At 49.6% G+C, this 19,597-nt stretch carries 24 protein-coding genes; 8 read left to right on the top strand and 16 right to left on the bottom strand.

The genetic code is table 11. The features are described from left to right. Positions 1 to 21 precede the first annotated feature (21 nt). Positions 22 to 1,218, top strand: a complete 1,197-nt coding sequence (gene flgL, locus ACN0UN_RS07095) for a flagellar hook-associated protein FlgL (RefSeq protein WP_417659375.1) — start codon at positions 22 to 24, stop codon at positions 1,216 to 1,218. A gap of 25 nt (positions 1,219 to 1,243) precedes the next feature. On the opposite strand, the gene fliR is transcribed toward flgL, so the two are convergent. Genes fliR through fliF form a run of 13 tightly spaced genes read right to left on the bottom strand, consistent with a single transcriptional unit; the run spans position 1,244 to position 11,989 of the window. Continuing rightward, positions 1,244 to 2,023, bottom strand: a complete 780-nt coding sequence (gene fliR, locus ACN0UN_RS07090) for a flagellar biosynthetic protein FliR (RefSeq protein ID WP_417659374.1) — start codon at positions 2,021 to 2,023, stop codon at positions 1,244 to 1,246. Positions 2,024 to 2,033: 10 nt separating this feature from the next. Further along, positions 2,034 to 2,303 carry a flagellar biosynthesis protein FliQ gene (gene fliQ, locus ACN0UN_RS07085; RefSeq protein ID WP_128352516.1) on the bottom strand — a complete coding sequence of 90 codons (270 nt, stop codon included), beginning with the start codon at positions 2,301 to 2,303 and terminating at the stop codon, positions 2,034 to 2,036. 9 nt (positions 2,304 to 2,312) lie between these two features. Continuing rightward, positions 2,313 to 3,059: a flagellar type III secretion system pore protein FliP gene (fliP, locus tag ACN0UN_RS07080; RefSeq protein ID WP_417659373.1), complete on the bottom strand. Its 747-nt coding sequence runs from the start codon at positions 3,057 to 3,059 to the stop codon at positions 2,313 to 2,315. Beyond that, entirely contained in the window at positions 3,060 to 3,425 is a 366-nt protein-coding gene (gene fliO / locus ACN0UN_RS07075; RefSeq protein ID WP_339878943.1) for a flagellar biosynthetic protein FliO, read from the bottom strand. Further along, complete coding sequence (gene fliN, locus ACN0UN_RS07070; RefSeq protein ID WP_339878945.1) at positions 3,422 to 3,826, bottom strand: flagellar motor switch protein FliN; 405 nt, start codon at positions 3,824 to 3,826, stop codon at positions 3,422 to 3,424. Before fliN ends, fliO begins: the two co-directional genes overlap by 4 nt. After that, a complete protein-coding gene (gene fliM, locus ACN0UN_RS07065; RefSeq protein WP_339878948.1) occupies positions 3,816 to 4,940 on the bottom strand; it encodes a flagellar motor switch protein FliM in 1,125 nt (374 codons plus the stop codon). The genes fliN and fliM overlap by 11 nt, the downstream gene beginning before the upstream one ends. Before the next feature lie 30 nt (positions 4,941 to 4,970). After that, positions 4,971 to 5,462 (bottom strand): flagellar basal body-associated FliL family protein, encoded by a 492-nt coding sequence (locus ACN0UN_RS07060; protein WP_339878950.1) that lies wholly within the window; start codon positions 5,460 to 5,462, stop codon positions 4,971 to 4,973. Positions 5,463 to 5,508: 46 nt separating this feature from the next. Next, complete coding sequence (locus tag ACN0UN_RS07055; protein ID WP_417659372.1) at positions 5,509 to 6,699, bottom strand: flagellar hook-length control protein FliK; 1,191 nt, start codon at positions 6,697 to 6,699, stop codon at positions 5,509 to 5,511. Between the two features lie 11 nt (positions 6,700 to 6,710). Beyond that, positions 6,711 to 7,157 (bottom strand): flagellar export protein FliJ, encoded by a 447-nt coding sequence (fliJ, locus tag ACN0UN_RS07050; RefSeq protein ID WP_417659371.1) that lies wholly within the window; start codon positions 7,155 to 7,157, stop codon positions 6,711 to 6,713. Beyond that, a complete protein-coding gene (fliI, locus tag ACN0UN_RS07045; protein ID WP_417659396.1) occupies positions 7,154 to 8,524 on the bottom strand; it encodes a flagellar protein export ATPase FliI in 1,371 nt (456 codons plus the stop codon). Before fliI ends, fliJ begins: the two co-directional genes overlap by 4 nt. Further along, the gene (locus tag ACN0UN_RS07040) at positions 8,517 to 9,236 is read right to left on the bottom strand and encodes a flagellar assembly protein FliH (protein ID WP_417659370.1); all 720 of its coding nucleotides are present in this window, start codon (positions 9,234 to 9,236) and stop codon (positions 8,517 to 8,519) included. The genes fliI and ACN0UN_RS07040 overlap by 8 nt, the downstream gene beginning before the upstream one ends. Then, positions 9,229 to 10,251, bottom strand: a complete 1,023-nt coding sequence (gene fliG / locus ACN0UN_RS07035; protein WP_417659369.1) for a flagellar motor switch protein FliG — start codon at positions 10,249 to 10,251, stop codon at positions 9,229 to 9,231. The genes ACN0UN_RS07040 and fliG overlap by 8 nt, the downstream gene beginning before the upstream one ends. Next, positions 10,238 to 11,989, bottom strand: a complete 1,752-nt coding sequence (gene fliF, locus ACN0UN_RS07030; protein WP_417659368.1) for a flagellar basal-body MS-ring/collar protein FliF — start codon at positions 11,987 to 11,989, stop codon at positions 10,238 to 10,240. Before fliF ends, fliG begins: the two co-directional genes overlap by 14 nt. 225 nt (positions 11,990 to 12,214) lie before the next feature. Here fliF and fliE point away from each other — a divergent pair, with 225 nt between their 5' ends. Beyond that, positions 12,215 to 12,547, top strand: coding sequence for a flagellar hook-basal body complex protein FliE (gene fliE, locus ACN0UN_RS07025; RefSeq protein ID WP_128352505.1), 333 nt, complete (start codon positions 12,215 to 12,217; stop codon positions 12,545 to 12,547). Between the two features lie 21 nt (positions 12,548 to 12,568). Here fliE and ACN0UN_RS07020 read toward each other — a convergent pair whose 3' ends face one another. From ACN0UN_RS07020 to ACN0UN_RS07010, 3 genes are all read right to left on the bottom strand, one after another. Further along, positions 12,569 to 12,916, bottom strand: a complete 348-nt coding sequence (locus tag ACN0UN_RS07020; RefSeq protein WP_417659367.1) for a flagellar protein FlaG — start codon at positions 12,914 to 12,916, stop codon at positions 12,569 to 12,571. Between the two features lie 88 nt (positions 12,917 to 13,004). After that, positions 13,005 to 13,355 (bottom strand): hypothetical protein, encoded by a 351-nt coding sequence (locus tag ACN0UN_RS07015; RefSeq protein WP_128352503.1) that lies wholly within the window; start codon positions 13,353 to 13,355, stop codon positions 13,005 to 13,007. Between the two features lie 80 nt (positions 13,356 to 13,435). After that, positions 13,436 to 14,260, bottom strand: a complete 825-nt coding sequence (locus ACN0UN_RS07010; RefSeq protein ID WP_128352502.1) for a flagellin — start codon at positions 14,258 to 14,260, stop codon at positions 13,436 to 13,438. Between the two features lie 211 nt (positions 14,261 to 14,471). On the opposite strand from ACN0UN_RS07010, the gene ACN0UN_RS07005 reads away from it, so the two are divergent. The 6 genes from ACN0UN_RS07005 to ACN0UN_RS06980 all read left to right on the top strand — a co-directional run bounded on the left by ACN0UN_RS07005 (position 14,472) and on the right by ACN0UN_RS06980 (position 19,520). Beyond that, positions 14,472 to 16,178, top strand: a complete 1,707-nt coding sequence (locus ACN0UN_RS07005) for an HD domain-containing phosphohydrolase (protein ID WP_417659366.1) — start codon at positions 14,472 to 14,474, stop codon at positions 16,176 to 16,178. A 116-nt stretch (positions 16,179 to 16,294) separates the two neighbouring features. Then, positions 16,295 to 17,650 (top strand): flagellar filament capping protein FliD, encoded by a 1,356-nt coding sequence (gene fliD, locus ACN0UN_RS07000; protein WP_417659365.1) that lies wholly within the window; start codon positions 16,295 to 16,297, stop codon positions 17,648 to 17,650. 23 nt (positions 17,651 to 17,673) lie between these two features. Beyond that, complete coding sequence (fliS, locus tag ACN0UN_RS06995; RefSeq protein ID WP_339878972.1) at positions 17,674 to 18,072, top strand: flagellar export chaperone FliS; 399 nt, start codon at positions 17,674 to 17,676, stop codon at positions 18,070 to 18,072. A 61-nt stretch (positions 18,073 to 18,133) separates the two neighbouring features. Further along, complete coding sequence (locus ACN0UN_RS06990) at positions 18,134 to 18,436, top strand: flagellar protein FliT (RefSeq protein ID WP_164876821.1); 303 nt, start codon at positions 18,134 to 18,136, stop codon at positions 18,434 to 18,436. Then, on the top strand, positions 18,433 to 19,254 hold the full coding sequence (locus ACN0UN_RS06985) for a hypothetical protein (protein ID WP_417659364.1): 822 nt from the start codon (positions 18,433 to 18,435) through the stop codon (positions 19,252 to 19,254). Before ACN0UN_RS06990 ends, ACN0UN_RS06985 begins: the two co-directional genes overlap by 4 nt. Next, positions 19,251 to 19,520 (top strand): EscU/YscU/HrcU family type III secretion system export apparatus switch protein, encoded by a 270-nt coding sequence (locus ACN0UN_RS06980; protein WP_339878976.1) that lies wholly within the window; start codon positions 19,251 to 19,253, stop codon positions 19,518 to 19,520. The genes ACN0UN_RS06985 and ACN0UN_RS06980 overlap by 4 nt, the downstream gene beginning before the upstream one ends. The last annotated feature ends 77 nt before the right edge of the window (positions 19,521 to 19,597 follow it).

Raw genomic sequence — 19,597 nt, 5'->3', positions numbered from 1 at the left:
AACAAGCGCCGGAGTTATACCATGCGAATTAGCACATTAACCATGTACAACCAGAATGTTTCTTCCATGAACCGCCAACAAGGCGAATTCATGAAAATAGGCCAGCAAATAGCGAGCGGTAAACGCATTGTAAACATTTCTGATGATCCGCAAGCGATGACCCAAGCAATTAACATTGGGCAATCTAAAGCGGTATCGACTCAATTTAGCGAAGCGCGTGTTGGGGTCAGAAATGCCCTGTCGCAGGAAGAAAGTGTGCTAAACAGTGTGAATGACGTGTATTCGCGCGCCCGCACGTTGATGGTTCAGGCCTCAAGCGATACGCTGTCGGATCCAGACCGTGCTTCGGTGGCAAGTGAGTTGCGCGGGCTTTACGAATCTTTGGTTGGCCTAGCAAATACCCGCGATGGTAATGGGCGCTATTTATTTGGTGGCTATCAAGACGATACAGCACCATTTGTGCGTGACGTAAATGGTGACGTGAACTTCGTGGGTAACCCGAACGTGCGCGAGCAGCAAGTAGACGGTGAACGCCGTATGGAAATCGGCCATTCGGGCAATGATATCTTCCGCTCAGTTCACAGCAGTGCAACTTACATGGCCGATGCGGGCATGGATAATCAAGGTTCCATGCAGTTTAAGGGCATCAATATTATAGACCCAAATGATCCTGCCTTTGGGCAAGCCTTTGATCTCGATTTTGCGGATAATGCGGGTCAAATGCAGTACCGCATTAATGGCGGTGCCTGGGTGGATTACAATGACCCAACCACGGTTGCTTTGGGGGGTGTTGAAGTTGAAATCGCGGGGCAGCCTGTTACCGGTGACACACTGCGCGTTGCGCGTGGGCAAGACAGCAATACCGATATGTTTCGCACGTTCGAGAAAGCGCTTGCGGTGCTCGATAACCCAGCGGATACCGAAACAAAACGCACCTTACGCACCAATACACTGCGTACCGTGATGCGGGAGTTTGATAATGGCATGGACAACGTGTTGACGACCCGCGCGGAAGTGGGTGCACGACTGAACGAATTGGATGCGTTGGACACCATTGGTGGCAACCGCACCCTGGCGTATGAACAAACATTGTCAGACTTGGTCGACCTGGATTACGTGGAAGCTGCGTCGCAATACAGCGTGCGTATGGTTGGTTTGCAAGCGGCGCAAAAAGCGTTTGTCGACATGAAAGACCTAAGTCTGTTTAACTTCTTATAGCACGCGTGTTGTTGGAGCCTTCCCTCTAGAAGGCTCCAAGTACCTGTTCAACCATGTTAAGCCCCACACGAAATAAGCGCTGTAAAAACCCACCCAGTTCAGTCGTCAATACCGTCATTAAGACTAACCCCAGCGTTAGCGACATGGGGAAACCGACTGAAAACACAGTCAGCTGCGGTGCTGACCGGTTTAAAATGCCTAACGTAAGATTCACAATCAATAACGCACCAAATACCGGTAACGCCAGCAAAATTCCCGAACTAAACACCACCGTGCCAAATCGCGCAACTTGCTCGAACGCGCTTGCGTTTAATCCAAGCGTGCCAATGGGTAAGAATTGAAACGACCGCGCAAGTATTTCCAACATGATGAGGTGTCCGTCAATGGCGACGAACATTAAGATGGCAAAGGTATAGAATAGCCGCGACAAAATCATGGTGTTTGCGCCGCTATCGGGCGAAAAGAAGGTAGCGAAGGCTAGGCCCATTTGCAGGCCAATATACTCACCAGCGGCCTGTATGGCGGCAAAAACCACTTGTACCACCAAACCTATGGTCAACCCAATAATCAGTTGTTCCACCATGATGCCGAAACTGGCCCAGGAAAACAGCGGAATATCCGGTAGCGGTGGAAGTACAGGGCTGATTATAATCGTGAAAAGCAGGGCCAAACCGATTTTAACTTGATTGGGTACGCTCGAGTGACTGAACACTGGTGCGATAAGCAGTAAGCCCGTGAAGCGGCAAAAGGGCCACAAAAATAAGCTAACCCATTCCTGAAGTTGCGCAAAAGTAACTGTTAGCATGCGCGCCCCGTTATTGAATCATGGCGGGGATGTTGGTAAATAGCCGCGAGGTAAAATCGATAAGAAGCTGCAGCAGGTAGGGGCCTAATATGACCAACACTGCGAGCACACCGAGTATTTTTGGAATAAAGCTAAGCGTCATTTCATTGATTTGTGTGGCCGCCTGAAAAAGACTGATCAACAAACCCAGCAACAAGGCGGTAAGCAGCAAGGGACCTGCCAAATACAAGCTTAGCAGCATACCTTGGTAAGCAATGGACATGACTTGCTCTGGCGTCATCGCTTCTTCCTACACATAAAAACTTGCCGCAAGTGAACCGATAAGCAGTTGCCAACCGTCCACGAGCACAAAGAGCATGAGTTTAAACGGTAACGAAATGGTTGCTGGTGGAACCATCATCATACCTAGGGCCATGAGCACGCTGGCAACAACCAAATCGATAATCAAAAATGGAATGAAAATAGTAAAACCAATTTGAAACGCAGTTTTTAATTCGCTGGTTACAAATGACGGAACCAGCACGTGAAACGGCACGTCTTGCGGGCTCTCTAACGGGCCAACATTTGCTAAGTTAGCGAATAACGCCAAGTCAGGCTCGCGGGTTTGGGCCAGCATAAACTCGCGCAAAGGGCCCGAAGCCAAGTCGAGAAATTGAGGAAAATCAATGCTATCCTGGCTAAACGGCAGCCACGCAATGTCATATATTTGGTTAAATACTGGTGCCATAATAAAAAACGTTAAAAATAATGCGAGCCCCAATAACACCTGGTTAGGTGGCGCTGATTGAGTACCCATGGCGGTACGGAGCAAACCAAATACGATAATAATTCGAACAAAGCAGGTCATCATCAGGATGACTGCAGGTAAAAACGCCAGACTGGTTAAAAATAGCAGTGTTTGCAGTGACAGCGACCATTGCTGACCACCATCGTCTGTAGGGCTGGTGGTAACGCCTGGAATGGTTTGTGCGAATGCATCAAACGGGAATAAGACGCCGGCAGTGATTAATGCAAAAGCAAAGAGCCATACGCGCATTTATTTGGCTCCGTTCTGGCTTGAAGTGCCTTTTATCGCTTGTTGTAAACGTGCGGCAAACCCGTTCAGATGTTTTTCGGGCTGCTCTTGTGCCGGCAGCTCATGCAGTTTAGTGACCTGCCCATTGGCAACCCCAAGCACCAGCCATGTTTTGTTTACTTCAACAATAACCACCCGCTCGCGCTGGCCAACGGCCACGCTGCTGACCACGTTCAATAAGCTACTACCGCTTTGAGTGACGCCGGCCATTTTTCGAAATAACCAAGCGCACAGTAAAATAATGCCGATAATAAGCAATAGAACCACGGTCACTTGGCCTAATAGCGCAAGTCCGTTGCCAAGCTCTGCAGGTGCGGTATCGTTCATCGGTTTAACTTCTGTACCCGTTCTGAAGGGGTTACAATTTCGGTGATACGAATGCCGTATTTATCGTCCAATACAACCACTTCGCCTTGGGCTATCAGGTAGCCATTAATAAGAATATCCATTGGCTCACCGGCCAAACCATCAAGCTCAACCACAGAGCCTTGCGCTAATTCAAGTAGCTGCTTTATGGTGATGCGCGTGCGGCCCAACTCAACACTGAGTTTCACAGGAATATCCATAATGATATCCAGTTCATTCATGGTGCTGGCATCAACTGCACTGTCGAGTGGTTTAAATACGCTGTTGGCATTTTCGTCCGCGGTTGGACTTGTTTCTTCCTCAAGCGCATCTGCCCACGGGTCCTGCTCGTTATCTGGGTTCATGGTATCTTTATTCGTCATCGTGAGACTCCTTTGTGCGCATTGGGGTAAATACGCCACCTTTGCTTCGGGTGCGCAAAATCGATTGCGGGAAGCGATGGTTTTCTAATAACCGCTTCACTTTCAAAGCGCGATTCTTGTTTAAACTGCCGAATTCACATTCCATAATCGGCAGTGAGTTAACGGTTGCAGTTACTGTGTCCGGTAAATCGATTGGAAGCACATCGCCAGGTTTGAGTGACATGACTTGTGGAATGCGCAACGGTATTTCGACAAAATCTGCAATCATCTCAATGCTTGAGGCCTGCAGTTCATGGGTAATACGCTGCCGCCACGCTTTATCATTTGACGAGCCACCGCCAATATCTGCGCGCAGGTTAGCGAGTTTGTCACGCAGCGGCTCCACCATCGCGTAGGGCATGCAAATTTTAAAGTTACTGTCGAGATTACCCACTTCTAAATGAAACGTCGTGGTGACCACAATTTCACTCGGTGAGCTGGTAATTGCAGCGAATTTAGGCTGCATTTCTGAGCGAACAAAGGTGATTTCTAAAGGGTGTACTGCACGCCACGACTCTTGATAGGCATCGATTGCTAAATTGAGTACGCGGTTAATAATACGTTGCTCGGTGCCGGTAAACTCACGCGCTTCGTTACGCGTCATGAAACGACCATCGCCACCAAATAAGTTCTCAACAATCATCGAGACCATAGCGTGCGGGAACACCACCAAAGCACTTCCGCGCAACGGCTTCATTGAAATAATATTGAGATTGGTAGGCGTTGGGGTGGCATCAGCGAAATCACTAAAACGCTGATAGCGTACCGACTCAACTGTTATATCCGCGTTGCGTCGTAACAAGTTGAATAAGTTCATGCGAAACTGTCGGGCGAAGCGCTCGTTGATAACCTCTAAGGTATGTAAACGTTCACGAACAATCCGCGCTTGCGACCCAGGGTCAAACGGTTGCTGTTTCGTTTTACGTTTTTTCGGTTGCCGCCCAAGCGCGTCAATGCCGACGTCATCAGCGGCGCTAGCTGCTGCTTCAGTATCATCGCCATCGCCATCGTCATCAGCTACCCCGGCAAGCAGGGCATCGAGTTCTTCTTGTGACAGTTGATTTCCGTTACTCATGGCTTCTCAATTTTCAACTTAACCCGTTAATTACTGCACGATGAATTCGGTGAACAGTACGTCGTTAATAGCTATTTCTTCATCGCCGCTATAAGGCGCAACCAGCGAGTCCATAATGTTTTTGGCCAACACTTTTTTACCTTCCGATTGCGTAATGCCTTCGGCATTCTGTCCAGACAGCAACACCAATAAGCGGTTGCGTACCTGTGGCATGTTTTTAATTAAGGTTGCTTTCACCTTTTCACTTGGCACTTCTAAAGTCAGGCCAGCGTAAAGTAACCGCGGACCGAATTGGTCGCTTTGCAGGTTTACCGTAAACGGTGAAATGTTTACGAAGACAGGATCAGTTGGCTCCTGCTCAATCGGTTGTGCGCCCATAGCTGACGCCGCGGCTAAACTGCGGGTTTCCCATAGTAAATAAGTATTTAACCCTATCAGGGCAATGACTAACCCCAATAACGCCACTAAAATTGGCGGTGTTTTTCCCGCGTTAGCAGGTTGTGCATCGTTTTTACGCGCCATAATTTATCCTTTTTTCGTCCAGTTGCTCGCTGCTAAGGCCCACATATTAAGCGTATATGTCTACCTGACCGTTCAGGGGCGCGGCAGTATGCCGAGAATTTGACCCCATGTCAGTATTTTCGGCCGATTCTGAATTTTCTACAGCACTATCTGTATTAATTTCTGAATTATTAGTCGCTTTTTGTTGGTTCATGGCCCATTGCTGAGCTTGCTGGCGCTCTTGTTGTTGCGCGAATTGCTGCGCATTGTCGTTAACCTGAGAATCATCAAGCTGAATTCCTTGGTTGGCTAAGGCATCACGAAGTTGCGGTAGTGCTTGTTCAAGAGCGCCGCGAACGTGGTGACTATGGGTAAAAATATTGAGCTTCGCTGTGTGCTCGTCTACGCGTAATTGCACCTGCAAGGGTCCAAGTTCGGCTGGGTGCAAGCGCAATGTCATTTCTTGCTGGTTGTGCACAACCATTTGCAACACGTTTTGCTGTAGCTGATTGGCCCAGGCTGTACTGCCCACTTGCGCATTTAACGCGGCTGACGGCGGTGCTTGGATTGCAGTCGCTGCAGTCGTGCTTGGCGTGGCTACCGGCGCGTCAACCATAACCACCTGTGCAGTCATTGATGTCGCGGCTAACGGCGCCGACGGGCGTGGTGCTTCAATTGGGGTGGTTTGGTCCAATTTGAGTTTCACAGTTTCAAAGGTTGCTGGTTTTGCGGTTTGTTCGTGTTGCGCAGCCATAACCGGTTGCTGCTGAATGGGCTGGCTGGCTCGGCTGCTATCAAGCTGAGCTTGTTGGGCTGTAACCGGTGTTGCTGGCGCAGTTTGTTCAGCCAGTGCCGACACCGTTGGTGGCGTAACCTTTACGAGGTTTTCGGCGGCAACATTGTGCGCAAGAGCAGACGCCTTCGTCGTCGCTGCTTGGGCAACCGTCGCCATCAGAGCCTGCTGTTCAGCGCTTGGCGTCGCATCTGCAGACAATTCGCGCAGTTGCTCAAGTTGGGTGACCAGGTGTTGAAGTGCTTCAGGACTCAATTCATCAAGTTCTAAGGCTGGCTCCCCTGCGACAGCTAAACGCTGTTCAAGCTGTTGCAGAGCAAGCGCTTGCGGGTTCAAATTCTGCGCACCCTTTTGCGGGTATGCTTGCACAGCAGCAAACAACGCGGCGAAACCGCTGGATGGCGCGCCTTGTTGCGTTCCTGTAGCGGCAGGAGCTGTTGGTGTAAGGCCTTTTATCGTAACCATACTGTTCACCTTTATCGACTTGCGCGCTGGCGCATGTGCATGGCCAACGAAAGCTCGTCGGCAAGTTTTTGTTCACGCTTATTAATGACCCGTTGTGCAGCTGTTTGCTGACGGCCGTGTAGCGTTTCGTAAGATGCTAACTTGCGTTGGTTAGTCATCCATTGTTGTTGGCTGTGATCAACTTTCGTTTGTTGATCAACAAGGGCATTCTGAGCTCGTGAAACCGCATTATCGAGACTTAACAGAAACTGCCGATAGTTGTTGAGTAAGTGACTCGCGATACCTTGCTGCATATGCAATTGAAGCTGCTCAGCATAATCGCTTCGGTATTGTTGCAAGGTTTGTAACTGCAGTGCGATTTTTTGTTTATTTTGGCGCTCTTCAGCTAATAACTGAGCCGCTTCCGTGCGGGCTTTTTCAGCCTGCTCCGTTAAATGGGCGAGTACGACACTGTTCATGCTGCCCCTCCAACAAGTTCGGTGAGACGCTGCTGCGCATTCGTAATTGAAGCTTGGTCGAGCATCTGTTGTTGCAGGTAAGCTTCAACCTGTGGAAATTTTTGCACTGCTTGGTCTAGCAGCGGGTCATGGCCGGGGCTATAGGCGCCAACGCTGATTAAGTCACGGTTACGTTGGTAAACGGAGAACAGCTTCTTCAACCGCTGCGCTTGTTGCTGCTGACTTAACGAGGTCACCGCTGGCATAACACGACTAATCGATGCTTCAATGTCGATAGCTGGATAGTGACCGCTTTCAGCTAAGTCGCGCGACAGCACAATGTGGCCATCAAGGATTGCGCGCGTTGCATCGGCTATCGGATCTTGCTGGTCATCACCTTCTGTGAGCACGGTATAGAATGCGGTGATGGAACCGCCGCCGCGCAAGCCATTGCCCGTGCGTTCAACCAAGGCAGGAATTTTTGCAAAAACACTTGGCGGATAGCCCTTGGTTGCTGGTGGTTCACCAATTGCCAAAGCAATTTCACGCTGCGCCATGGCAAAGCGTGTAAGCGAATCCATGATTAACAGTACGTGCTTGCCTTTATCGCGGAAATCTTCCGCCAGTCGCGTTGCATACGACGCGCCTTGTAAGCGTTGCAGCGGTGACGAGTCGGCTGGCGCAGCAACTACTACTGAACGCGCCATACCTTGCTCTCCGAGAATATGGTCGATAAATTCCTGAACCTCGCGGCCGCGTTCACCAATCAAGCCAACCACAATCACATCTGCTTTGGTGAAGCGCGCCATCATACCGAGCAACACTGATTTACCAACCCCTGAACCGGCAAATAAACCCATGCGTTGACCACGGCCAACACTAAGCAGGCCATTAATGGCGCGAATGCCAACATCAATAGCGGTATCGATGGGCGCGCGAAGCATCGGGTTAATTGTTTTTGTGGCTAAATAACCGTGCTCAGTTTGTTTGGGTAGTGGTTTGTTGTCGAGTGGACGGCCGCTGCCATCGAGTACCCGACCCAGCAGTGTTTCACCTAATGGGAAACGACGGCTGTCATGAGCACCATCACTTAGCGGCATAACCCGTGCACCAGGCACAAGTCCTTGCACCGCATCAAGCGGCATGAGGTAGGTGACATCGCCTGCAAAGCCAACCACCTCGGCTTCAACCAAGGCTTCGCCATGCTGTGGTAATTCAATGACGCAACTGCTGCCAACGGGCAACTTTAAACCAACCGCTTCGAGCACCATGCCGGTGGCACGCACCAAGCGCCCGCACATATGCCACTGCGGCATCGCTTGCAGGCGTTGGTCGACACGATGGAGTGTCGTTTGCCAAGACTCGAGTATGTGCTGGGCGTTAGCCATGGCGTCCTCGTAATTGATGAATAATGCGTTGCCAGCGCGTTTCGATGGTGGCATCAAGCTCGCCATCGGCACTTACTAAGCGACAACCACCGCGTTCTAGTCGGTCATCTGCGCGTAGCTTCCAGCCGATAGCGGCGAGCTCTTGTTCTAAATGCTGTTGTGCCAGCTTTAAGTCGTCAGGGTGTAGCAACAGCACAGGCTTATCATTGAGCATGGGGTCTTCGTGCAATATGGCCCGAATCAGTTCCAAAACCTGCTCTGGATTTGCGGCCAACGCCTCGCCTGCGAGCTGACGCCCCACCGTTAAAGCGAGTTGCAGCATGCTTTCTGCCATGTGTGTTTCGACACCTTGCAAGGCGGTGTCGGCTTCTTTAATTAGAAGCCCAAGCGGTGCAAGCGCGCTCTTTGTTTGGGCGGTATATTCCGTCAACCCCTGTTCACGCCCTTCCTTTAAGCCTTGTTCCAAACCTGCTTGGTAGCCTTCTTTTTGTCCTTGTTGCAACCCTTCGTGATAAGCCTCTTGCCGGGCTTCTTCACGGAGTTTCTGCAGTTCACTGTGGCGTTCAAATTGTGCTTGTTCGGCAGCCGTGGCTTGTTCAGACTTGCTGGATTTGGTGCTGTTACTCAGTGGCTCCATGCTCCAGCTTTGCCAATCATCATTGCTATGGGCAGTTGCACGCTGCTTAGCCGGTTGCTCAAAGGGCTTAAACATAGGCATCGTCGCCACTGCTTAAGACAATTTCGCCGGCATCGGCAAGGCGACGCACCACTTGCAGAATGGCCTTCTGCTCGCCTTCCACTTGCGAAACGCGTATCGGGCCGCGCGTTTCCATTTCTTCGCGAATAAGTTGGGCTGCACGTTGTGACATGTTGCGTAAGAACTTCTCCACCAGTTGGTCTGGAGCACCCTTCAGAGCCACCACCAACGACGTGGTTTCGATTTGACGTAGCAGTACCTGAATGCTGCGGTCGTCCAATTCGAGCAAGTTTTCGAACAAGAACATTTCGTCGACAATCTTTTGTGCCAGTTCGTCGTTGTAGGCGCGAATGTTCTCCAGAGCAGTGTCCTCTTGCCCTGCGCTAAGTAGGTTGAGAATTTCTGCGGCCGTGCGCACACCACCCATTTTGCTACGTTTAAGTGACTGCCCGTCGAGCATGCCGCCCAATACTTCGGTGAGCTCTTGCAGTGCCGCAGGCTGCACACCCGTGAAAGTTGCGACACGCAACACCACGTCGTTACGCAAACGTTCGTCAAATAATTCGAGCACACCAGCAGCCTGCGCGCGATCAAGATGGATAAGAATAGTGGCAATGATCTGAGGATGTTCATCCCGGATCATTTCAGCAACTTCTGGCACATCCATCATGTTGAGCGCATCAATACCAATGCCGCCCACTTTGTGCTCCAGCACATCTTCAATCAGTGTGTTGGCGCGGTCTGAACCCAAGGCTTTCGTTAGCACTGAGCGAACATAGTCGTCATACTTGTCCAGCGACGGGGTATCGGCGAGGTCTTGGTGAAAGTATTCCAGCACAGCTTTAATATCTGCATGTGAAATATCACTTAATTTGGTCATTTCTTTACTGATTTTCTGAATCTGATTGGGCGCAAAGTGTTTAAAAACTTCTGCCGCTGATTCTTCTTCAAGCATCAGTAATAGCAACGCAGCGCGACGTAAACCGCCCAGCTCTTTGGCTGTTTTCTCGTTCGGGTTAGACGTGGTCATCTTCGTTCATCCAATTTTGTAAAATACGTGCTACTTGGCGTGGGTTTGATTGTGCAGCCTCTTTGGCTTTCGCCAGCGCTTGCGTATAACCTTTGTTCTGGCGCTGCTGCGGCCAATGGAAAGACTCGCCTGCATCACTGTTATCATCGTTACCCATGGCATCGTTTTCAGCGCGGCGGCGGGCTATGGGTAGTTCATCCAAGTCATCGTCATCGCCAACAACGGCACGAAGATTGCCATTTCGATTCCTGTTTGGTACCGCACCTGTGGATTCTTCATGCTGTACAAAACGTTTTAGTAAAGGCCGCAGCAGCAAAAGATATAACAATAAGATGCCTAGCCCAGCCAACACGTAACGAACAATATTCTGAGCCAGTTGCAGCATTGCCGGTTGCTGATACCATGCGATGTCATCAACAATCTCTTTATCAAGAATGAAGGGACTATTAACCACTTCAATTTCATCGCCGCGTTGTTCCGAGAACCCCATGGCTTGGCGCACCAAGCGGTTGATATAATCGAGTTCCTCAGGGCTGCGTGGTACCAGTTGCTCTATACCTTCTTCGTCAACGGTCGTGCGGTGGTTAACCACAACGGCTACCGATAAGCGCTCAAGCTGGCCACGCTGGTGGTCAACGTGCTCGATAAAGCGGTCAACTTCATAATTCACCACTTGATCTTGCTGCACGGCGCGGTTGCCTTGCGTTGTTTCGGCTTCGGCCTCGTCACCTTCAGTCGCTTCAATCGGGGAAGGCTCAACGCCCGGCGGCGTGTTTGTAAGTGCGCCCGGTACGCCCATAGCACCATTACCAGTGCCCTGTAGATTCAGGTTGCGTTGAATACTGCGAATAGCTGCAGAGTCTGGGGTTTGGTTGGGTGTGTAGCGCTCAGCAGTTGCTTCGCGTTTGGCAAAATCAATTTGCGCAACAACCTGTGCCTTAACGTTTTCGCGGCCTAATATTGGCAATAAGATGCTTTCAATGCGTTGCTGATAAGAACGTTCGACTTGTTGAATGTAGTCCAACTTGGTGCCATTCAACGCGTCTTCACCATTTGTTTTCGACAGTAACGCGCCATATTGGTCAACAACGGTAACGTTATCCGGAGCCAACTCAGGCACGCTGCTTGATACCATGTGAATAATTGCTTGCACTTGGCCTTCACCAAGCTTTCGGCCTGGTTGCAAAGTCAGAATAACTGAGGCTTTTGCAGGCTCCCTTTCACGCACAAAGACAGACGCTTTCGCCATGGCCAAGTGAACCCGAGCGGTTTGCACCGGGCCCAGAGATTCCATTGAACTCGCAAGTTCACCTTCCAACGCACGCTGGAAATTGACCTGTTCGGCAAACTGACTGATACCAAAGGCTTGGTTGTCCATCAGCGCGAAGCCAGCATTGCCGCCTTGCGGCAGCCCTTGCTCGGCCATTTGCAGTCGCAATTTATGTACCTGGTCGCTGGCGACTAAAATCGTGCCAGCCCCATTAAGTTGGTACGGTATTTGGCGCGTATCAAGCTCATTAATGATGCGGCCCCCGTCGGCCTCACTTAAATTGCTATACAGCACACGATATTCCGGAGCACTGGCCCATAGCACCAATGCAAATACCAAACCAATAAACGCTGCACCACCTACCAAAAGGGGTACCAACCCACTTTGTTTGAGTTTTGTCAGCCACTGCTGCGCTGTTGGCTGCGCTTGCGTGCTGTTGTTTATCGGTTGTGCTTGCGTTGCGTCCATGAATTGTCTCGGCTGCTGTATCAGTCATTACCTGGCCTGCTTGAACGTTGCTAAGCTGCAAGCAGGGGGAATTATCTAGTGCACATTATGCCCACCGCAATGCAACTCAAAGGGACAATAAGCGCACTTTTTTATGCGCTTTTGATCGCTTCAGTTGCCCTTGATGCTGTTAAATTTGGTGGCACTAAAAATCCCGTTGAAGATTGTCAGAAGAAGGATAGGGTCATGAGCGTACCGGCCATACAAACCGCACTGCAGCAAATGCAGGCGATGAAAACAGAAGTGGCGGCGCCTGCAGCGCAGGTAAATTTGAATGTGCAGCCTGGCGTACAAACGGGTGGTTTTGCCGGGGAATTGAAAAATTCAATTGACCGCATTAATGCACTGCAGCAAACCGCAGCAGCGAATACCACGGCGTTTCAGCTGGGTGATCCAAACGTATCGCTAAACCAGGTTATGGTAGACAAACAAAAAGCAGGGCTTGCCTTTGAAATGGGTGTGCAAGTGCGCAATAAGTTGGTGAGTGCTTATAAAGATATTATGAATATGCAGGTTTAATGGGCGCTTACAGAAGAGGCATTATGCCTCTTCTCTTACGAGCAAACCTGACATGGTATGAAGATGCTCTGCAACACGGATGACTTCTTCAGTTGGAATTTGACGAATGACTTCACCGGATTCCTGACTGACAATTTTCACCACGATTTTCCCAGTCTCATCGTGCAATTCAAAATGAATGCCGTAGTTGTTCATGACTTCGTTAATTTGCTGCACCGGTTTAATTAGCTCATCACGCTTTAACTCGCGTTGAACTTCACTTTGTCGAACGGCGGGAAGCTGTTGTAACACACGGTCTAAGCGCTGGCGTTCTGCCGCGGCATGAGTTACGGGCCAGTTTGTAGTCGCTTCATTGATTGGCGAGGCCATAGAGTATCTCCAAAATAGACGAAACAATTTTCGCTTCATTCAAGTTATCGGCAGCTACTGTACAAACTTTAGACGCGTATCAGGTGAGCTAGAGTTTTGACGCGAACTCACTAACTTTACGGTATAAATTAGCGACGGCGGTAAGCGCAACTTGCTCACTGTCGTCCAGATCAAGCAGGGTGTTTTCTGGGCGTTTACCTGCTGGCTGCAAGATGTCTGCATAACGATTTAATAGATGCTCAAGGTTCATTTGAATCATCATCAGTTCAAGTTGAAATTCTTGTTGTAAAACTTCATAGCGGCTGCGTTGTGACGCATCTTTGCTGTTCGCAATAATCGCGCGAAGCTTGGTGTCGAGAATAAATTCGACCGTTTTTAATTTTGGGATAACGTCGTTAATGAGGTTTTCTGACGATATCCGCGAGCCTGTAGCGTTCATGAATCGTGCTCTTGCTAACTGTTACTAGAAACAAAACAGGCCCCCGAAGGAGCCTGTTAAATCGTCTTACGAAGCGAAGATTAACCCAACAGTGACAATACTGATTGAGGAACCTGGTTCGCCTGTGCTAATACTGAAGTACCAGCCTGTTGCAAGATTTGCGCACGGGTCATGTTTGATACTTCAACTGCATAGTCAGCATCTTCGATACGTGAACGTGCAGCAGACAAGTTGGTTGAAGTTGTTGCTAAGTTTTCAACAACTGAATCGAAACGGTTTAACGTGGCACCAAGGGTGCTGCGTGACGTGTCGATTGTTGACAACGCGGTGTCAACTGAGTCAATTGCTGCTTGAGCACTTGCCGCGTCGGTAACAGCTAATGCACCAACGCCTAATGTTGCTGACGTAGCATCAACTGTTGCAACTTGAATTGAGTCGTTTGCGGTAGTGTTTGAACCCACTTGAATTTGCAGTGGTGCTAAAGCGCTACCGTCTAACAAGTTCGTGCCGTTGAAGCTTGCGCCACCAGCGATACGATCAATTTCCGCAACACGTTCAGTGATTTCAGTTTGGATTGACGCGCGGTCATCGGCACTGTTGGTATCTGACGCTGCTTGAACTGCCAACTCACGGATACGCTGCAAGTTGTCATTGATTTGGTTTAAGCCACCTTCCATGGTTTGCACCATAGAGATACCGTCGTTTGCGTTACGCTGTGCTTGGCGCATACCGGTGATTTGTGCAGTCATTCGGTTTGCAATTGCTTGACCAGCTGCATCGTCTTTGGCGCTGTTAATACGCAGGCCTGAAGACAGACGCTCCATAGAAGTTTGCAGTGAAGACTGTGACTTCTGGAGGTTTTGCTGACCAATCAGCGAGGTCATGTTTGTATTGATAACTGACATAGTCTTATTCCTTCTGTTTCCAAATTAGGCTGCCATGTTTGGCCTGCCGTCACAGAGGGTTATCGGTGACTTAATGAAAACCTTTAGAAATATTTTTCAGAAAGTTGAATTTTTTTTTCAAAGCTTATCGGGCGCTTGCTATATTAAAGGCACTCGGCGCTCTGCCGATAAACGGAATATATAAAAATACAATAATGGAAAGGAGCATCGCGTGAGCGAGGCCACTGAAACGTCCGAAAATGAGTTTACGCCTATCAATAGCGTGGTTGAATTAGCGACTTACTATGACTCGTTAAGCCAGCCTGGCGTAGCTGTGCTGACGTTATTAGGCCCAGCCGAGAAAGATCATCCAGTGGTATTGGTTGAACAACTCGAAGAAGATTACTTACTGTTCGATCTCACAGCCATTCGTGATGTGGCGCCGCCGCTGCGGCGTGGTGGTAAATTCATCTTGTCAGGGTTTACACCGGGTGGGCTGGTTCGCAGTGGGCCGATGTCCATTCGTGAATTTACCACGGTTGAAAGTCGTCTATTAGCCTACGCAGACTGGCCAACAGAAATATTTGTGAAGCAGCGGCGAGCGAGTTTTCGAGCGACTTTGCGGATTGGCATGGAAGTTGGCGTGCATGTGCGCAGTAAAGACAATGACAAAGACGAGTTGGTCGAGCTGCAAGGTGACCTAAAAGACTTGTCAGCTACCGGCTGCCTGGCGGAATTTTTTATGCAAGATGGCGTGTCGCGGGTGTTGCCGGATATTGCCACAGAAATTGAGCTGTATTTTCCGAATGGCACATCCTTTGAAGTCAAAGCCAAAGTGCGCCATTTAAAAACCGACAACGACAGGCAGGTGCTTGCAGTTGGTTTCGAGTTTGAAAATGTGAGCAAGCCACAAGAACGCGAAATATGGGGCTATGTACGTGAGATAGAACGTGAAGCTTCGCGCAGTGCCGGTAATGGTGAGAGCCGCAGCGAATCTGAATTATTCCGCGTTCATGATGAAAATGACAAAAAGCTTAGCCGCCGTCATGCACACACCTATGCAACCCCAATGGCACGAAGGTTGGCGCGCATCGCGGGCTATCTAGACAGCCAAATGGTGGTGATGAAGCAAGGGCAGCCGGTGAACTCCTCACAATTATCATTGCATGCCGACCGCGTGCTCGACATGCTTGAAGATGATCGGCAAGAAACCTTATTTGCAGTGCATTGCATTCATCGCGAATCGCGCTGGGTAAAACATGGATTGGCGGTTGCCGTTCGACTGGCGGATTTATTAAACGCGGCGAAAATGCCACGCGATTTGCGCAAAGCGGTGGTTGCCGGCGCTATGGTTCACGACCTCGGCAAAGGAACCTTGCCGCCTGAAATTTGGCGTGCGACAACCTTAAGCACCGATGTTTATGAAGAAATGCAAACGCATGTTGAAGCGATTATTGAAAAGCTTGATGGCGTGAAGTGGCTTGCACCGGTTGTTCGGGAAAACGTAATCGCCCAAATTAATGAACGGCTGGACGGTTCTGGGTATCCGCATGGTTTACGTGGTGCCCATTTAGGCCAGCTTGCGCGCGCTGCCGCAGTGGTTGATGCAGTGGATGCCATGCAACGCAACCGGCCAGACCGACCCGCTATTTCAACGGTTGCAGCGGGCAAGTCGATGCAAACACGCACCGAACAATTTGATGAAGCTTGGGTTAAGCGCTACAACGCACATTTCGGTCCGTTACCTGTCGGTACACTTTTGCGCTTTGAAAAGGGTAGTTTTGCTTGGGTGGTTGGGCTGGATGCAAAAAAGCGCGTCAATCGAGTTCGTGTTTCTCCTCATAAATTAGCCCCTGACGATAAGCTGGGGCCACCGTTAGAAGGTAGCGCCATGGCAGAGTTGGGACGCATTCGCGAAGTTTTAATTCCTGAAAGCTAAAGTTGTTCAAATTGCGGCCGATAAAATGAAAAGACGGGTTTAGCGTCGCCTTTTATCGGTTTTGATTTGAATTTGTTCAGGCAAACTGGTTTGTATCAAGAGTAGGGGTTTACACCATGGCATCTATTGCAGCATTAGGTATTGGTTCAGGATTAGACCTGAACGGCTTGCTGAATCAGCTCGAAGCGTCAGAGCGGCAGCGACTGCAACCTATTACCCAGCAGCAGCGTAGCTTCGAAGCGCGTATTTCAGCCTATGGCAAACTGCAAAGCGCGTTAACGAAATTTCAAGATGCGACCAGCGCGTTGAATCTAAGCACGACTTATAAAGCTACAACAAGCACAGTCAACAGCGACGCCTTAACCGTTGCCGCTGCCAGCAACACGCCGCCTGGCACGTATAACGTTGACGTAACAGGGTTGGCGCGCGCCTATACCATTGCAACCCAAGGGGTTGCTGATAGTGCGGCGCAGCTGGGAACTGGAACGGGCAACGTCAGCTTTACTCTCGCCAATGGCACCAGTCATAGCATTGACTTAGCCGATGGCAGTACATCTTTGGAAGATGTACGTAATGCAATTAACAACGGCCAGTCAGACGTGCAGGCCTCGATTATTAATGACGGCAGCGGCACGCCCTATCGTTTAGTTCTTACCTCAGCGACTACGGGCACCGACGCCAGTATTACGGATATTACCTATGGCGGCGCGCTGGCCGGCAATTTAGCTAGCGATGCGGCAACTGAAATTTTAGCAGAGAATGCCCAACTGACCGTAAATGGCATTGCCATTAGCAGTCAGACCAATGTCGTGGAAGATGCTATTCAGGGAGTAACCTTGTCCTTAGCCAAACCAGGGCAAGCGCAAGTGAGCATAACCCGTGACGCAGAAGCGATTACGGGGCAAGTTGAAGAATTCGTGACGGCTTATAATGAGTTGCAAACGCTGGTCACAAAAATGACTGACTACGATGTTGGCTCAGACACGCCCGGTCAGTTGTTAGGTGATAGTGGCGTGCGCACCATTCAGTCGCGCATGAGCACCTTATTGAGCGAAACGGTTGCCGGCCAGTTTTCAATGCTAAGCGATATTGGTATTTCCCGTGAGTTAGGCGGGCAACTGAAAATTGATGAAAATAAACTCGCGGCGGTAGTACAAAATGACTTACCGAAGCTGCAGGAGTTTCTTGCGGGCTCAGATACTGTTCAAGGATTCGCGGAAAAAGCAAAAACAACGCTGACAAACTTGCTTGCTGACGATGGCCCCATTCAAAGCCGGCTTAAAGGTTTTGAAAGCACTATTGAGCGTCTTGATGAGCGCTATTTTCGTGAAGAGCAACGCATTGCGTCCACGGTAGATATTTATCGTAAGCAATTCGCGCAAATGGACAGCATGATCGCGAGTATGAATTCCACCAGTGCCTATTTGACGCAGCAATTTAGTTCGTTAAATGCACAGCTGAATAAGTCGTAGAGCATCGACCAGGAGTTTTGATTATGTACGGAATGAGAGGTGCTGCGGCTTATGGTCGTGTTGATGTAGAAAGTCATGTGTTGGCGGCTAGCCCTCACAAACTGATAGCCATGTTATTTGAAGGTGCGCAAAAGCAAATCAAAGCAGCCAAGTTGCACCTTGAGAATAATAACCTTGCGCAAAAGTCGGTGGCTATTGCGAAGGCACTCGATATTGTAAACCAAGGGTTGTTGTCTGCGCTTGATAAACAACAAGGCGGAGAGCTCGCCGAGCGTTTAGAAGCGCTCTATGAGTACGTTGCCAGTTTGCTGCTAAAGGCCAACCTAAAAAACGACGTAGACAAGCTTGATGAAGCCGCTGGATTGTTGGAGCAAATCGGCTCGGCATGGCGAGAAATTCAACCTCAGGTTGAGGGAGCGTAAGGCTGTGGCCGCGCAACCGCAAGTACAACCTGATTACGTGATGACACCGACGGAGGTCATAATGTCGTATCACATGCTGTTAGAGCATTCGAATAAAATGCTTGCTAGTGTGCGCAATGAAGATTGGGATACCTTGATAGAAGCAGAAGTTGAGTATGTTCGCGAGGTAGAACGGTTGAGTCATGCCGAAGCACAAGTGCAACTGTCGGAAGATCAGCAGTTGGATAAATTACAACTTTTGAGCACCATCATGGACCAAGACCGAGAAGTTCGCGAGAGACTTGTCGCACGGCGTGCCATGTTGGAGCAAACGTTGCTCAGCATGCAGAAAAAGCAGAAGCTTGAGCACAGCTATCGCAATTGAGCAGTATCACGCCACTGTTGGACACGTTGGTCCATCAGGTTGCCAAGCAACGTTCGACAGTGGAGTTATTGCCGCGTCACACCCTTCCAGTAGCGCCGATTCAAGCTGCAGCGAGTACCACGGAGTTTAGTCAGGCTGGTCAGCAAGTCGCACGACTTATCAGCTTAATCCAATCATTTCAGCAACAAATTCCGCAACAGCATCTTAATCACGGCGCCGGCGGTTTAATAAAACCCGATACCCCGTTATTTCAAACCGCACAAAAGCTCGACGTATTGACTTTGATGAGTCGATTACAGACTTTAGTGAAGGACTCGGGCGTATTTTACGAAGCGCTTCTGGCGCGATGGGCGGCTGACAAAATCCCGTTCCTTCAAGTGCGGCAACAGCCGCAGAACCTTGGTCAATTTCAAGCGAACGCACCTCAAATTCAAAAGATTCTCAGTCAACAACTTGAGGTTTTGAATTCAGGTATGCTGCGTATGGACACTGAGTTATGGCCACAGGCTCACTTGCAATGGTTGGTGCAACCTGATGTAAATCCGCTGGTACAACGCTGGCGCGATCAACAACGGAAGCAACAAGGCGAGCCACCAGAACCCCCTGCCTGGACCAGCGAGCTCAAGTTAAGTTTGCCGAACGTTGGCGAAATACGCGCTCAAATGCGATTTGAGCAAAAGCGTTTAACCATGCAACTGCAATGTGCCGAGCTGTTGGTACCCTCGTTGCAACAAGCAACATCGCGGTTGATTGCTCGGTTGCGTGTTGGAGCCGGTGTTGAAATTGACGAAATACCCGTAAAAAGGTTGCCACAATGAGTGACCATGATCAGTTAAATAAAAAAGCAATTGCATTACGCTATCAAGAATTTGAGCCGGCACCCAAAGTGGTGGCAAAGGGGGACGGATTAGTTGCGGAAAAAATTATTGCAACGGCAAAAGCTCATGGTGTGTTTGTACATGATTCGCCAGAACTCGTTGCGCTTTTATCGCAGATTGACCTTGATGATTTTGTACCACAAACGCTTTGGCTAATTGTTGCAGAGTTGTTGATATGGGCAAAAGAGGTGGACGCAACACCTTGATAGCTTGTAATTGATGGACGACTAATCAACAAAATACATACAAATATGTATACATTCCATACTGTAAAGATTGAAAC

The sequence above is a fragment of the Pseudidiomarina sp. genome (assembly GCF_048267825.1).
In the GTDB taxonomy this organism is placed as follows: domain Bacteria; phylum Pseudomonadota; class Gammaproteobacteria; order Enterobacterales; family Alteromonadaceae; genus Pseudidiomarina.
The sequence above is the reverse complement of the archived record's forward strand: the minus strand, read 5'-3'. Positions and strand labels throughout refer to the sequence as shown.

Bases quoted from the DNA above. Each gene is read 5' to 3' on its own strand.
- ACN0UN_RS07055 (WP_417659372.1), bottom strand. From the start codon at position 6,699: ATGGTTACGATAAAAGGCCTTACACCAACAGCTCCTGCCGCTACAGGA.
- ACN0UN_RS07015 (WP_128352503.1), bottom strand. From the start codon at position 13,355: ATGAACGCTACAGGCTCGCGGATATCGTCAGAAAACCTCATTAACGAC.
- fliQ (WP_128352516.1), bottom strand. From the start codon at position 2,303: ATGACGCCAGAGCAAGTCATGTCCATTGCTTACCAAGGTATGCTGCTA.
- fliF (WP_417659368.1), bottom strand. From the start codon at position 11,989: ATGGACGCAACGCAAGCACAACCGATAAACAACAGCACGCAAGCGCAG.
- ACN0UN_RS07040 (WP_417659370.1), bottom strand. From the start codon at position 9,236: ATGTTTAAGCCCTTTGAGCAACCGGCTAAGCAGCGTGCAACTGCCCAT.
- ACN0UN_RS07060 (WP_339878950.1), bottom strand. From the start codon at position 5,462: ATGGCGCGTAAAAACGATGCACAACCTGCTAACGCGGGAAAAACACCG.
- flgL (WP_417659375.1), top strand. From the start codon at position 22: ATGCGAATTAGCACATTAACCATGTACAACCAGAATGTTTCTTCCATG.
- fliG (WP_417659369.1), bottom strand. From the start codon at position 10,251: ATGACCACGTCTAACCCGAACGAGAAAACAGCCAAAGAGCTGGGCGGT.
- fliJ (WP_417659371.1), bottom strand. From the start codon at position 7,157: ATGAACAGTGTCGTACTCGCCCATTTAACGGAGCAGGCTGAAAAAGCC.
- ACN0UN_RS06980 (WP_339878976.1), top strand. From the start codon at position 19,251: ATGAGTGACCATGATCAGTTAAATAAAAAAGCAATTGCATTACGCTAT.
- fliM (WP_339878948.1), bottom strand. From the start codon at position 4,940: ATGAGTAACGGAAATCAACTGTCACAAGAAGAACTCGATGCCCTGCTT.
- ACN0UN_RS07020 (WP_417659367.1), bottom strand. From the start codon at position 12,916: ATGGCCTCGCCAATCAATGAAGCGACTACAAACTGGCCCGTAACTCAT.
- fliE (WP_128352505.1), top strand. From the start codon at position 12,215: ATGAGCGTACCGGCCATACAAACCGCACTGCAGCAAATGCAGGCGATG.
- fliS (WP_339878972.1), top strand. From the start codon at position 17,674: ATGTACGGAATGAGAGGTGCTGCGGCTTATGGTCGTGTTGATGTAGAA.
- fliP (WP_417659373.1), bottom strand. From the start codon at position 3,059: ATGCGCGTATGGCTCTTTGCTTTTGCATTAATCACTGCCGGCGTCTTA.
- fliR (WP_417659374.1), bottom strand. From the start codon at position 2,023: ATGCTAACAGTTACTTTTGCGCAACTTCAGGAATGGGTTAGCTTATTT.
- fliO (WP_339878943.1), bottom strand. From the start codon at position 3,425: ATGAACGATACCGCACCTGCAGAGCTTGGCAACGGACTTGCGCTATTA.
- fliN (WP_339878945.1), bottom strand. From the start codon at position 3,826: ATGACGAATAAAGATACCATGAACCCAGATAACGAGCAGGACCCGTGG.
- ACN0UN_RS06990 (WP_164876821.1), top strand. From the start codon at position 18,134: ATGTCGTATCACATGCTGTTAGAGCATTCGAATAAAATGCTTGCTAGT.
- ACN0UN_RS07010 (WP_128352502.1), bottom strand. From the start codon at position 14,260: ATGTCAGTTATCAATACAAACATGACCTCGCTGATTGGTCAGCAAAAC.
- fliD (WP_417659365.1), top strand. From the start codon at position 16,295: ATGGCATCTATTGCAGCATTAGGTATTGGTTCAGGATTAGACCTGAAC.
- fliI (WP_417659396.1), bottom strand. From the start codon at position 8,524: ATGGCTAACGCCCAGCACATACTCGAGTCTTGGCAAACGACACTCCAT.